Origin of the sequence: Pseudoalteromonas sp. 23_GOM-1509m (assembly GCF_000518425.1) — a bacterium.
Lineage (GTDB): Bacteria > Pseudomonadota > Gammaproteobacteria > Enterobacterales > Alteromonadaceae > Pseudoalteromonas > Pseudoalteromonas tetraodonis.
The window spans coordinates 1-13,487 of the sequence record NZ_JADO01000027.1; the positions used below are offsets into that span (position 1 = coordinate 1).

The following is a 13,487-nucleotide window of genomic DNA, read 5'->3' on the forward strand; positions in this document are numbered from 1 at the left end:
CCCGTCTCAGTGGGGTCGCATTATAGGGAGATCCGAAAACAGATCAACCCTTTTTTGAAGAAAACTTGAAATAAATGACTGTTCGCTGGATATTTGAACGATAGATACTAAAAACACAACATAACTATCAATTTATTAACAATAAACGCGGTATTTAAGCGTTTAACTGTGAGGTAGCCCTTAAATGTGTAAAGAATGATCATCATGATCACCAATAGGAGAGTAACCGCTGCAGATCTTATATCTTTAGCTTGATCCGATGGAACATTAATCTCTGTACTTATACGATCTGCTAATGCTTTTATGGCTATAGTTGGATTTAATCACTCGACTATGAGAATTAACTCGCTTTAACTATTCGTGCGAGTTCTGCTAAATTTTAAACAAAATAAAGCCCCGCTTTTGCGAGGCTACTATTTATGCTACACCGTATTGATCCCGGTAAGCTTTTACCGCGGCTAAATGCTCATCCATGGTACCTTGGATCTCAAGGTAACTAATTAAATCAGCCAATTTAACAATAGAAGTAACTTGAGTATTAAAGTCACGTTCTACTTCTTGTATAGCAGAAAGCTCTGCTTTACCTTTTTCTTGACGATCAAGTGCAATTAAAACACCACTTAAATCTGCGCCATTATCCGCAATAATTTCCATTGACTCGCGAATAGCTGTACCGGCGGTGATCACATCATCAACTAACATGATCTTACCTTTAAGCTCAGATCCAACTAAGCTACCACCTTCACCGTGTGCTTTTTTCTCTTTACGGTTAAAACAATAAGGTACATCTTTATTATAATGATCAGCTAATGCAACTGCGGTTGTTGTTGCAATTGGAATACCTTTATAAGCAGGACCAAATAGTACATCATATTCAATTGCTGCATCTTCAAGTGCCGCTGCATAAAAGCGACCTAAGCGCGCTAAGTCACGACCTGTATTAAACAAACCCGCATTAAAGAAATAAGGGCTTGTACGGCCAGACTTTAAAGTAAACTCGCCAAACTTTAATACCTGCTTTTCTAAAGCAAACTCAATAAACTCTTTTTGATATTCTTTCATTGCCAGTTACCTATTTATGCTAGTGCTTGCTTTTGTACATCAATAATTTCACGAATTGAATGCTTAGCGAGTGTAAGTAGCTCATCAAGTTCGTCAAACGAGAAAGGCTCGCCTTCAGCAGTCCCTTGTACTTCAATAATTTTACCTGTTTCAGTTAAAATTACATTCATGTCGGTTTCAGCGTCAGAGTCTTCAAGGTATTCTAAATCGCTAATCGCTTGGCCTTTATATATACCAACTGAAATAGCCGCGATCATATGCTTAAGTGGATTTGAATTAATCATCCCTTTTGCACGCATGTAAGTAAGTGCATCAACGAGTGCGACACATGCACCACTAATTGATGCAGTACGTGTACCACCATCAGCTTGAATTACATCACAATCAATAGTAATTGTGTTTTCACCGAGTGCTTTTAGGTCTATTGCTGCACGTAAAGAGCGAGCAATCAGACGCTGTATTTCCATTGTACGACCGCCTTGTTTACCTCGCGTTGCTTCACGACTATTACGTGTGTGTGTTGCGCGCGGTAACATGCCATATTCTGCGTTTACCCAACCTTTACCTTGGCCTTTCATAAAGCGTGGTACGCCAGCCTCAACTGTCGCAGTACAAAGTACCTTAGTGTTGCCAAACTCTACTAATACTGAACCTTCAGCATGCAAAGTATAATTACGTGTAAACGTAACCGGTCTAATTTGATTAGGTGTTCTTTCGCTTGGACGCATTGACGATCCCCTTAATTCTGAATTTGCCACATTATATGTTGATGTGAATACAGATGCCATGTTGATTTATATTAAAGTGTGTTTAAAAAACACTCAGCAGTGTTAAATTTTCTTTAGAGCTTGAGCAGTGTTACGGTATAATAATCGTAATATTGTATTTAAAAATGTAGGAAAACATCCATGATCCACAGTATGACAGCTTATGCGCGTCGCGAAATAAAAGGCGAATGGGGCACTGGCACGTGGGAAGTTCGCTCAGTGAACCAACGTTATCTTGAAACCTTTATTCGTGCACCAGAGCAATTTCGTGGCATGGAACCCGTTATCCGCGAGCGTCTACGTAAGCATTTACAGCGTGGTAAGGTTGAAGTTTTCTTAAAGTTTGTCGCAAACCCTGCACATGTTGGTGAATTATCAATTAATCAATCTCTTGCTGAGCAGTTAATTAATAGTGCTAAGTGGGTACAACAACAAAGCAATGGTGATATTAATCCTGTTGATATTTTACGTTGGCCTGGCGTTATGGAAGCGCAAGAAATTGATATGGATAGTGTAAATACGGCACTCATTACTGGCCTTGACCAAGTAATTGAAGACTTTAAATCTGCACGTGGTGATGAAGGTTCAAACCTTGAAGAAATGATAGCTACACGATTAACCGCCATTTTAGAACAAGTTAATATCGTTGAAGCACACATGCCAGAAATTACTAAATGGCAACGTGAAAAGTTAGTACAAAAACTTGAAGATTTAACAACAAATATTGATGAGTCACGCCTTGAGCAAGAACTGATTTATCTTGCACAAAAGCAAGATGTTGCCGAAGAGCTAGACCGTTTAAAGTCGCACGTTAAAGAAACTCGCAAAATCCTAAGTAAAGGTGGCGCTTGTGGTCGTCGTTTAGATTTTATGATGCAAGAGTTTAACCGTGAAGCAAATACCCTAGCTTCTAAATCAATCAACAGCGACATCACCAATGCTGCAGTTGAGCTAAAAGTACTGATTGAGCAAATGCGTGAGCAGATCCAGAATATTGAGTAACTTTTTTTGGCTTTACCACTCACTTGAGCATAATTAGCTAAATAAAGTACAATATAATAATTGAAGGCTTGAGCTGTTTATAGTTCGAGCCTGTTTATTTTTAGATAGAGAAAATAATGGCACACTCTCGCGGAAACTTATTTATTTTATCTGCGCCTTCTGGGGCGGGTAAATCGAGCTTAATAAATGCATTACTGAAAAAACATGCTGATATGAAAGTATCGGTATCACACACCACCCGCGCACCGCGCCCTGGTGAAAACGATGCGGAACATTATCATTTTGTATCGGTTGATGAGTTTAAGGCACTAATTGCCAAAGATGACTTTTTTGAATGGGCACAAGTATTTGACAATTATTACGGTACTTCTAAGCAAGCTATTGAAGAGCAACTCGCCGCTGGCATTGATGTGTTTTTAGATATTGATTGGCAAGGTGCTCGCCAAGTTCGAGAAATAATGAAAGACGTAAAAACTATCTTTATTTTACCGCCGTCAAAGCAAGAGTTAGAGCAACGTTTAAATAACCGTGGCCAAGACTCAGCTGAAATTATTGCCGGGCGTATGGCACAAGCTCAATCAGAAACCTCTCATTACGATGAGTATGACTTTGTTGTTGTGAATGATGATTTTGATACTGCTTTAAGTGAGATAGAAAGTGTTGTTATTGCACAGCGATTAACGCTAAAAGCGCAAACAACGCGTCATCAAACTTTAATTAATGAGCTACTCAAATAATCTAAATTAAGATTAATTAGGTGTTCATGCCCTAAAACAGATAAAAATTAACCACTGGCTATTGGCGAAACCTGCTGCGTGCAGTAAACTATGCCTTTGCTTTTAAATTATTTTGGAGTGCTAAGATGGCTCGCGTAACAGTTGAAGATGCAGTAGATGCAATTGGTAATCGTTTTGACTTAATTTTAGTTGCGGCCCGTCGTGCCCGCCAAATTGCTGTTGGTGGTAAAGACCCACTAGTAGATCCTGAGAACGATAAGCCAACAGTTGTTGCTTTACGTGAAATCGAACTTGGTTTAGTTGATAATTCTTCAATGGATGTTATTGATCGTGAAGAACAACAACACCAAGAAGCGGCAGAACTAGCTGCTGTTGCTGCCATTGTTGGTGGCAACCAATAATCAACCGCCCGGTTTGATTTAGCTAACGGCATAGTATTTCAACTATAGCCGTTGGCAATCCTTTGTTTTCATCGTATATTCGTAACTTATCCTAACTTATTTGCTTCACGAGAACATTGGAGTGTGAATGTATCTTTTTGAAGGTCTTAAAAAGAAAATCTCAAAATACTTGCCAGCAGACGATGTTGAGCTAGTCCAAAAAGCCTATGTGGTAGCCCGAGAGGCCCACGAAGGTCAAACTCGCTCAAGTGGCGAACCTTACATTACTCACCCCGTTGAAGTAACTCAGATACTAGCTAGCATGCACCTTGACCATGAAACGCTCATGGCAGCACTAATGCACGATGTGATTGAAGATACCGATTTTAGCCAACAAGATTTAGCTGAAATATTTGGTGAAACGGTGGCTGAACTCGTTGAAGGTGTGAGCAAGCTTGATAAGTTAAGCTTTAAAGATAAAAAAGAGTTTCAAGCTGAAAACTATCGAAAAATGATTATGGCAATGACCCAAGATATTCGGGTTATTTTAATCAAGTTGGCTGATAGAACGCATAACATGCGAACATTAGGCGCACTTCGCCCTGATAAACGCCGCCGTATTGCTCGCGAAACTCTAGAAATTTATGCGCCGATTGCTAATCGTTTAGGTATTCACGATATAAAAAATGAGCTAGAAGACTTAGGTTTTCAAGCGCTGTATCCAATGCGTCATCGTGCACTTAAATCTGAAGTGGCTAAAGCGCGTGGAAATCGCAAAGAAGTTATTTCAAATATTCAAACAGAAATTGAAGCACGCCTTGAGGAGTCTGGCATAAAGGCCACCGTATCAGGTCGTGAAAAGCATCTATACAGTATTTATAAAAAAATGCTCAACAAAGAGTTACTATTTAACGAAGTCATGGATATTTACGCTTTTCGTATTGCGGTAGATTCTATGGACACCTGTTATCGCGTACTCGGCGTTGCTCATAACTTATATAAGCCAATTGAAACCCGCTTTAAAGACTATATTGCCGTGCCAAAAACTAATGGCTATCAATCACTTCATACTTCTTTGGTTGGCCCGCATGGTATTCCTGTTGAAATTCAAATCCGTACTCACGATATGGATCACATGGCAGACAAAGGAGTCGCGGCTCACTGGATGTATAAAAAGTCTGGCGACAATGCGGGTCACACTGCGCAGCAGCGTGCTCGCCAATGGATGCAAAGCTTACTAGAGTTACAGCAAAGTGCGGGATCATCATTTGAGTTTGTTGAAAACGTTAAAACCGAACTCTTCCCTGAAGAAATTTATGTCTTTACCCCAGATGGTCGCATCGTTGAACTGCCAATGGGCGCGACTGCGGTCGATTTTGCTTATGCCGTTCATACTGATGTTGGTAATACTTGTGTAGGCGCACGCGTTAATCGTAAACCTTATCCTTTAAGTAAAGCCATTGATACTGGGCAAACAATAGAAATTATTACTAGCTCAGGCGCTCATCCTAACGCAACATGGCTTAACTTTATTGTTACTGGTAAAGCGCGACTGGGCGTACGTAACTACCTTAAAAGCCAACAGCATGAAGAAGCATTATTATTAGGTCGTCGCTTACTTGATTCAGCCCTAGGTGAAAACAAGTTTGATAACCTGCCAGCTGAAAATATTACGCGAGTGCTTGAGGAGCATGAACTCTCTTCAACCTTAGAGCTACTGGTAGAAATTGGCTCAGGTAATTTAATGAGCATGCTGATTGCCAAACGCTTATTACAAAACGATAACGATGACTTAAACGATATTGCTAAACGTGCAAAAGCAACCATTATTGGTACAGAAGGCATGTTAGTTAATTATTCTAAATGTTGTCGTCCAGTGCCTGGAGACGCTATTACAGCTCATGTCAGCCAGGGTAAAGGTTTAACGGTTCATCGCCAAGAGTGTAAGAACATTCGTGGCTGGGAAAATGATCGTTCAAAATACCTAGTCGTAAAATGGGATGATAATCCAGAAAAAGAATACATTGCGGCTTTACGAGTAGAAATTATTAACCACCAAGGTGCGCTGGCTAAATTAACCAATGTGGTCGCCACTACACAGGCCAATATTGTAGAAATAGCTACCGATGAAAAAGAAAGTAATTTATACGTGATAGACTTAGGGATCACAGTTAAAAACCGTATCCACGTCGCTAATATCATGCGTCGTATACGTGTGATGCCGGATGTACAAAAAGTCTATCGTAAAAAATAAAATAGGAACATCATGAATAAAGCATTTATATCAACGGATAAAGCACCTGCAGCGATTGGCACATACAGCCAAGCAGTAAAAGTGGGCACAGCGGTTTATTTATCTGGGCAAATTCCACTTGTCCCTGAAACAATGGACGTTATATCTGAAGACTTTAGCGAGCAAACACACCAAGTATTTAAAAATATTTGTGCGGTTTGTGAAGAAGCTGGCGGCACCATTCAAGATTTAGTAAAAGTAAATATTTACCTTACTGATCTTTCAAATTTTGCCATTGTTAACGAAGTAATGAGCCAATATTTTAAACAGCCTTATCCTGCTCGCGCTGCTATTGGCGTTCGTGCACTACCTAAAGGTGTACAAGTAGAAATAGACGGCATTATGGAACTTCCTTCAACAAACTAACCTCTATAAGCTATGAGCGCCGCTCATAGCTTTTATTCCAATCTGTAACTACACTTTGATGAATTCTTGACTCAAAACTAAAATTCTAGCACTCTGTAATCACGTTATTTTATTAAACCTTACTTTAGTAGTAGAAAAGGATAACTTGTGTTTAAGCTTGCTCATAATGGCAATGTATTGCTCGATACGAGTAAATCTGCACCCGCCAGTGCTGCTTTTATCATTGAAGCAATTGAACAATCGCCTTACAGCGAGTGTGAAATCAATCATGACGCCATAAATAACTATTTCAGCAGTGCAACACCTGAACGTATATTAGTTGTTGCAACACGTCATGATGCCACCTTAAGCGTGGAGATAAGTGATGATAAAATGCTAGCCACGGGCACGCTCACTCTTGCTAAAGGGGGAGCAACACTGAGTTTTGATGAAGCTAAAAAAGAATTAGTTAAAGCGCACGTCGCAAGAGGTTATAAACAAGCATTTTTAGAGCAACTTTTACAAAAGCAATCTGAACTCCCACCTGGCTCCGTAGTCAGTGGTCCACTCGCCAAAGGGCGCTTACCTATAGACGGTAAACCAACTAAATTTAACGCAATGGTTCAAACACTTAAAGATCGTCTCAAAGCCCCTAAATTAAAAGAAGATGGCAGTGTAGATATGCGTGACTTTGGTAAGTTAGCAAGTGTAAAACCAGGTGAGTTACTAGTACAGCAACAACCCGCTACACCAGGCCAAGAAGGGTTTACCGTGTTAGGCGATGTATTACCTGCAAAACCCGGAGAGGTTCATACTCTAATTGCAGGTGAGGGCACTGAAATCTCAAAAAATAATCCGATGGAATTACTCTCTACGATTGCTGGCGTGCCGGTTGAAATAAATAATGGCATGCGTGTTGACGATATTTTTACTGTCAACGATGTGTCGGTAAAAACAGGGCATATCGACTTTGAAGGCAGTGTGATAGTGAGTAAAAATGTAGAGCCAGGAATGCGTATTAATGCAACGGGCGACATTACCGTTTTTGGTACGGTTGAATCTGGCGAATTAACCGCAGGAGGCGATATAACTGTAAAACAAGGGGTAATTGGCCATCAAAAGCCTGAAGATAAATCACTGTCTTGTAGAATAATATGCGCAGGCGATGTCCATGCCTCACACTCTCAATATTGTTACATTGAAGCTAATAACATTCTGCTTGAACGTCAAGCTAGCCACAGCTCAATGAAAGCAAAGAGTACAATACAAATTGGTCAATCAGAGTTACCTAAAGGAAAGCTATTTGGGGGTGAAATTCTAGATGCCACTAAACTGATTGCCGGCGAGATAGGTAATGAATCTGGTGCTAAAATGGTAATTAATTTAGCGGCTTCAGCCACTGAAATGACCAAAGAGATTGATAAATCTTTTAGTGAACTAACAGCAACAAATGAACAAGTTGATAGTTTACAAGCGGCTTTAGAAAAAGCAGATTTAATTAAAGATGCAGATAAAAAAAATGAACTCATAAATAAAATTGGCACCACGCAGCTACACCATAGTCAGCAAGCAGAACAATTAGAAAAGCAGGTAGCAGGTTTAGAGCAAAAACTGAATACGTTACTCGATGAAGCCATGTTGACTGTGAATAGCGTTTTACATTCGGGTGTAGAGATCCATATCTTCAATAAACTGCTTAAAACGACCCGTAACTTCCCACCGAGTAGTGTTAAGTTAGAAAATAATAAAATAGAAATTGAATTTAAAACTTAATAATAAGGGGCTGTTAGTAACAGCCCCAACTTTTTATAGTAAACCGTCTACACTTGTATAGGTTTGCGCTGGCCACACACCTACCTGCACTTGCCCTATATGTTGTTTTTGTAATAACAGCATCGCTAAACGAGATTGACCAATACCACCGCCAATTGTCTGTGGAAGCTTACTTTCTAGCAATGCCTTATGCCAGTCAAACTCTAAACGGTCTTCGTCTCCCGTAATACTTAATTGAGTTTGCAATACTTCAGGGCTTACACGAATTCCCATCGATGAGATTTCGAAAGCGTCTTCAAGCACTGGGTTCCATACTAAAATATCACCATTTAATCCCATGTACTTCTCGCATGTCGGGGTTGACCAATCGTCGTAATCTGGCGCTCTCACATCATGAATTTTGCCATCACTCAATGCTCCCCCAATACCAATTAAAAATACAGCGCCATATTCTTGAGTAATCGCCTTTTCACGCTGCTTGGCTGTAAAATCTGGGTACATTTTACGTAATCCTTCACTATGTACAAAAGTAATCTCTGTGGGTAAAAATGGTGTTAAACCAAAGCTGTCACTAACATATTTCTCAGTAGCTTTAATACCTTGGTAAATAGTTTCAACCGTTTGCTTCAAAGTAGATAAAGAACGCTGCGTACTTTCACAAATAACTTGTTCCCAATCCCACTGATCAACATACACAGAATGGATTGGACTTAATGAATCTTCATCAGGTCGCAACGCTTTCATTTGCGTGTAAATTCCTTCACCTTTAGAGAAACCATACTCGCCCAAAGTTTTACGTTTCCACTTTGCTAACGAATGCACGACTTCATAACGGCTATCTGTAATGGCTTTAACATTCACCGCAACAGCGTTCTCGTGTCCACTTAAGTTATCCTGAGTACCGTCACCTACTTTAGCTAAAATAGGTGCCTGTACTTCAATTAAGCCTAACTTTTGCTCTAATTGCTGTGAAAAAAACTGTTTAACTTTACTTATTTGCTGCTGCTGCTGCACATAGTGTGAACTCATAATAATTGGCCTCATTCCCAGTTATTGTATTGACGACTCAGCGCTTAGTAGCGCTTCAATATGGTTATCGTAACAATTAAACGGTTTAATTCAATAACCCATAACAAAAATAGCTTTACTATATTAAAATCATTAAAAAAATGGTATAAAAACATTAAATACAACAATACAAAGCAACAAAACCTATGGAAAATTATCAAATCGATAATCTAGACAAACAGATTCTGCATGCATTAATGGATAATGCACGTACACCCTATGCTGAATTAGCAAAGCGTTTCGGTGTCAGTGCAGGAACAATTCATGTGCGGATTGAAAAAATGAAACAAGCGGGGATCATTACAGGTACCCAATTAACCATTAATACCAAACAGCTTGGCTACGATGTATGTTGTTTTATCGGCATTAATTTAAATAATGCCAGAGACTACCCACAAACTCTGATTAAGCTTGAATCATTAGAAGAGGTTGTTGAAGCATATTACACCACCGGTAATTACAGTATTTTTATTAAAGTAATGACTCGCTCAATCGATCATCTACAAGATGTGTTGATCAATAAAATACAAGCAATAGAAGCTATTCAGTCAACCGAAACCCTGATCTCATTACAAAACCCGATTAGCCGAACAGTGGTGCCTTAAGGTGAAAAATCTCGTATAATTTGCCGAAAAAGAGGACTCCCATGCAGCAAACTCGTTATCAAAGAATTGAAAGTGTACTTTCACGTCGTCAAACCGATCTTACCGTGTGTTTAGAAGACGTACATAAACACCATAACTTATCTGCCATAGTCAGAACGGCCGATGCTGTTGGTTGCCATCATGTGCATGCAGTCTGGCCAGAAAAGCAAAAGTGGCTAACCAATAATACCTCAGGTGGCAGTAAGAACTGGTTAGACACACACCTTCACAGAAATATAGATGATGCCGCAGCCAGTATCCGTGCTCATAACCCCGATGTACAAATTTTGGCAACTCATTTAAGTGAAGATGCCGTCGATTTTAGAGAAATTGATTACACGAAACCCACTGCAATTATTGTCGGCCAAGAAAAAACGGGGATCTCAGAAAAAGCGCTCGAATATGCAGATCAAAACATCATTATTCCAATGCAAGGCATGGTGCAATCGTTAAATGTATCCGTTGCAGCAGCATTAATCTTATTCGAAGCACAACGTCAACGTGAGTTAGCTGGGTTATATAATAGAAATATGCTGAGTGAAGAAATAAAACACCCAATGTATTTTGAAGGCTGCCACCCAATTATTGCAAGGCAGTGTAAGCAAAAGAACTTACCTTATCCCGCACTTGATGAGCATGGCGAAATCGTTGCAGATGAACAGTTTTGGCAGGCATTAAAACATACTTGATGCATATACAGTGTATAAGTACACTTAACTCACTAAATAACAATAATTGAGCCTACTTTGTCTAAACCTAGCTTAAGCCAATACCCAATCACAGAACTTAAAGGCGTAGGCCCTAAAATGGCTGAACGACTTTTAAAGCTAGGCATCACCACAGTGCAAGATATGCTTTTTCATTTACCGCTAAGGTATGAAGACAGAACGCGTATTTATGCTATTAGTGAGCTTACGGCACATAGCCATGTAACGGTTCAAGCAACCATTGAAACAAGCCAAATTACCTTTGGTAAAAGGCGTATGCTGGTTTGCCAAATAAATGATGGGACAGGTAGGTTAACACTACGATTTTTTAATTTTACCGCAGCACAAAAAAACGCATTTAGCGCGGGTAAAATAATTCGCTGTTTTGGCGAAATACGTCGCGGACGTGTTGGCTTTGAAATGAGTCATCCTGAATACAGTATTAGCGACACTTTTGAACAGCAACCAACATCATCAACACTTACGCCAGTCTATTCAACAACCGAGGGGTTAAAGCAACTCTCTATCAGGGCGTTGAGTGAACAGGCAATAGAATTGCTTCAAAAATACGCAGTAGAAGAGCTACTACCTCAACAATGGCAACCATCGCAACTACCGTTAAGTGATGCGTTATTGCTACTGCATCGCCCCCCTAATGATGTTGATATAATTGCGCTTGAACAAGGGACTCACCCAGCACAACAACGGCTCGTTTTTGAAGAGTTGTTGGCTCAAAATCTCAGCCTCTTAAAAGTAAGAGAGCAAGGACAACAAGTTAAAGCTATTGCCCTTGAGCCCACTAATCAATTAGAAGCGCAATTTCTAGCACAATTACCCTTTGCGCCAACCAATGCACAAAGCCGTGTAGTATCAGAAATTAAAACAGACATGCAACACGCTTACCCTATGATGCGACTTGTCCAAGGGGATGTAGGCTCTGGTAAAACATTAGTCGCAGCCCTGAGCGCCTTAACTGCGATAGCACAAGGCTATCAGGTCGCATTAATGGCGCCAACAGAGATATTATCAGAGCAACACGGGATAAACTTTTCCAGCTGGTTTGAAAACCTTGGAATATCGGTTGCTTGGCTAGGCGGTAAAACAAAAGGAAAAGAGCGAGTTAATACCCTTGCAATGATCGCCTCTGGTGAAGCGCAGATGATTGTGGGTACCCATGCTTTATTTCAAGATGAAGTAAAATTTAACAATCTCGTACTTATCATTATTGATGAGCAACATCGCTTTGGGGTTCATCAACGTTTATCACTGCGTGAAAAAGGGCGCTTTGGTGATTGTTATCCACATCAACTAGTAATGACAGCAACACCTATACCACGTACGCTCGCGATGACTGCTTATGCCGATTTAGAAACCTCAGTGATCGACGAATTACCACCAGGAAGAACACCAATTACCACTGTTGCCATCCCTGATACCCGCAGAGATGACATCATTAGTCGAGTGAAACTTGCCTGTAATGAACAAGGTCGACAAGTTTACTGGGTATGTACTCTTATAGACGAGTCTGAAGTATTACAATGCCAAGCAGCTGAAGACAGTGCTTTACAATTAAAAGAAGCCTTACCTGAACTTAATATTGGTTTAGTCCATGGGAGAATGAAAGCCACTGAAAAGCAAGCCATTATGAGTGAGTTTAAAACGGGGAACATTCATGTACTTGTCGCAACAACCGTAATCGAGGTCGGTGTTGATGTCCCCAATGCGAGCCTAATTATTATTGAAAACCCAGAGCGCTTAGGTTTAGCACAGCTTCACCAATTACGAGGCCGTGTAGGACGTGGGGCAACCGCATCGCATTGCGTTCTTTTATACCATGCACCACTTTCTCAGACTGCACAGAAGCGATTAGGAGTACTGCGCGATAGTAACGATGGCTTTGTTATAGCAGAGCGTGATTTAGAAATACGCGGCCCAGGTGAAGTACTTGGAACTAAACAAACCGGTTTAGCCGAATTCAAAATCGCTGATTTAACACGCGATAAACAAACACTCAATCAAGTAAGGCCCATCGCACAACAAATGCTTAAGCAATATCCTCAGCATATAGACCCACTTATTCACCGCTGGTTAGGTAATAAATCAAACTACGCACAAGCATAGTCGGTTTTTAAACTTTACTTTTCACTTCATCATCCAGACTTATACCAATACGCTTAATTAAGCGGTCTATTTTGAGGAAGGAAAAACGGGTTGATAGCTAGGCAAAAAATTCGCTATTTAGTTGTTCTAAATGAGAATTTTTTAACACAGATAGCGACATGTTTAGCCCCGCAAAATGATTGAGTATTATTGCGGATTGGTATTATTCCCTATACCACAGCTATTTCCCTACACCTTGCGCCTGTACCTGTAGACGTAAAAAGCCCGACTCTTTTGAATCGGACTTGCTTGTATTCGGAGTCGGTGTGTTATTTTGCCCATGGGTTTCGAATACTCAACCCAGGCTACGATGGTCAGGTTAACGCTGTGCAACTGATAGCTGACGGCTGATAACTGATATTTTCACTTTTCTGCAGACGTAAAAAAGCCCGACTATTTCTAGTCGGGCTTTCTTTAATTTGGAGCCTGGTAATGTCCTACTTTCACATAGCAAATGCTACACTATCATCGGCGCTGTTTCGTTTCACTGCTGAGTTCGGCATGGGGTCAGGTGGGTCCAAAACGCTATTGTCACCAAGCAAATTTGGT

13 protein-coding genes and 1 rRNA gene are annotated in these 13,487 nt (G+C 40.3%); 9 read left to right on the forward strand and 5 right to left on the reverse strand.

Annotation, left to right across the window (positions count from 1 at the left end):
- Positions 1-107: 107 nt before the first annotated feature.
- The 3 genes from N523_RS19330 to rph form a co-directional block, all read right to left on the reverse strand.
- On the reverse strand, positions 108-311 hold the full coding sequence (locus tag N523_RS19330) for a diacylglycerol kinase (RefSeq protein ID WP_331280066.1): 204 nt from the start codon (positions 309-311) through the stop codon (positions 108-110).
- A gap of 106 nt (positions 312-417) precedes the next feature.
- Positions 418-1,062, reverse strand: coding sequence for an orotate phosphoribosyltransferase (pyrE, locus tag N523_RS0110370; RefSeq protein ID WP_028834993.1), 645 nt, complete (start codon positions 1,060-1,062; stop codon positions 418-420).
- A 14-nt stretch (positions 1,063-1,076) separates the two neighbouring features.
- Complete coding sequence (gene rph, locus N523_RS0110375) at positions 1,077-1,790, reverse strand: ribonuclease PH (RefSeq protein ID WP_008111261.1); 714 nt, start codon at positions 1,788-1,790, stop codon at positions 1,077-1,079.
- A gap of 180 nt (positions 1,791-1,970) precedes the next feature.
- On the opposite strand from rph, the gene N523_RS0110380 reads away from it, so the two are divergent.
- The 6 genes from N523_RS0110380 to N523_RS0110405 all read left to right on the forward strand — a co-directional run bounded on the left by N523_RS0110380 (position 1,971) and on the right by N523_RS0110405 (position 8,359).
- Positions 1,971-2,831 (forward strand): YicC/YloC family endoribonuclease, encoded by an 861-nt coding sequence (locus N523_RS0110380; protein ID WP_028834994.1) that lies wholly within the window; start codon positions 1,971-1,973, stop codon positions 2,829-2,831.
- 116 nt (positions 2,832-2,947) lie between these two features.
- Positions 2,948-3,568, forward strand: a complete 621-nt coding sequence (gmk, locus tag N523_RS0110385) for a guanylate kinase (RefSeq protein ID WP_028834995.1) — start codon at positions 2,948-2,950, stop codon at positions 3,566-3,568.
- 125 nt (positions 3,569-3,693) lie between these two features.
- On the forward strand, positions 3,694-3,969 hold the full coding sequence (gene rpoZ / locus N523_RS0110390; protein ID WP_008108220.1) for a DNA-directed RNA polymerase subunit omega: 276 nt from the start codon (positions 3,694-3,696) through the stop codon (positions 3,967-3,969).
- 127 nt (positions 3,970-4,096) lie between these two features.
- Entirely contained in the window at positions 4,097-6,202 is a 2,106-nt protein-coding gene (gene spoT / locus N523_RS0110395) for a bifunctional GTP diphosphokinase/guanosine-3',5'-bis pyrophosphate 3'-pyrophosphohydrolase (protein ID WP_013466063.1), read from the forward strand.
- Positions 6,203-6,214: 12 nt separating this feature from the next.
- Positions 6,215-6,607, forward strand: coding sequence for a RidA family protein (locus N523_RS0110400; protein ID WP_013466064.1), 393 nt, complete (start codon positions 6,215-6,217; stop codon positions 6,605-6,607).
- 147 nt (positions 6,608-6,754) lie between these two features.
- Entirely contained in the window at positions 6,755-8,359 is a 1,605-nt protein-coding gene (locus N523_RS0110405; protein ID WP_013466065.1) for a DUF342 domain-containing protein, read from the forward strand.
- A 33-nt stretch (positions 8,360-8,392) separates the two neighbouring features.
- Here N523_RS0110405 and asnA read toward each other — a convergent pair whose 3' ends face one another.
- Positions 8,393-9,388: an aspartate--ammonia ligase gene (gene asnA / locus N523_RS0110410; protein WP_028834996.1), complete on the reverse strand. Its 996-nt coding sequence runs from the start codon at positions 9,386-9,388 to the stop codon at positions 8,393-8,395.
- Positions 9,389-9,573: 185 nt separating this feature from the next.
- Between asnA and asnC the strand changes: the two genes are divergently transcribed.
- The 3 genes from asnC to recG are packed head-to-tail and all read left to right on the forward strand — an operon-like array spanning position 9,574 to position 12,899.
- A complete protein-coding gene (gene asnC / locus N523_RS0110415) occupies positions 9,574-10,032 on the forward strand; it encodes a transcriptional regulator AsnC (RefSeq protein WP_013466068.1) in 459 nt (152 codons plus the stop codon).
- Positions 10,033-10,073: 41 nt separating this feature from the next.
- Positions 10,074-10,760, forward strand: coding sequence for a tRNA (guanosine(18)-2'-O)-methyltransferase TrmH (gene trmH / locus N523_RS0110420; protein WP_024601822.1), 687 nt, complete (start codon positions 10,074-10,076; stop codon positions 10,758-10,760).
- Between the two features lie 57 nt (positions 10,761-10,817).
- Positions 10,818-12,899, forward strand: a complete 2,082-nt coding sequence (recG, locus tag N523_RS0110425; RefSeq protein ID WP_028834997.1) for an ATP-dependent DNA helicase RecG — start codon at positions 10,818-10,820, stop codon at positions 12,897-12,899.
- A gap of 463 nt (positions 12,900-13,362) precedes the next feature.
- Here the strand turns inward: recG and rrf are convergent.
- Positions 13,363-13,477 (reverse strand): 5S ribosomal RNA (gene rrf / locus N523_RS0110430).
- Positions 13,478-13,487 lie beyond the last annotated feature (10 nt).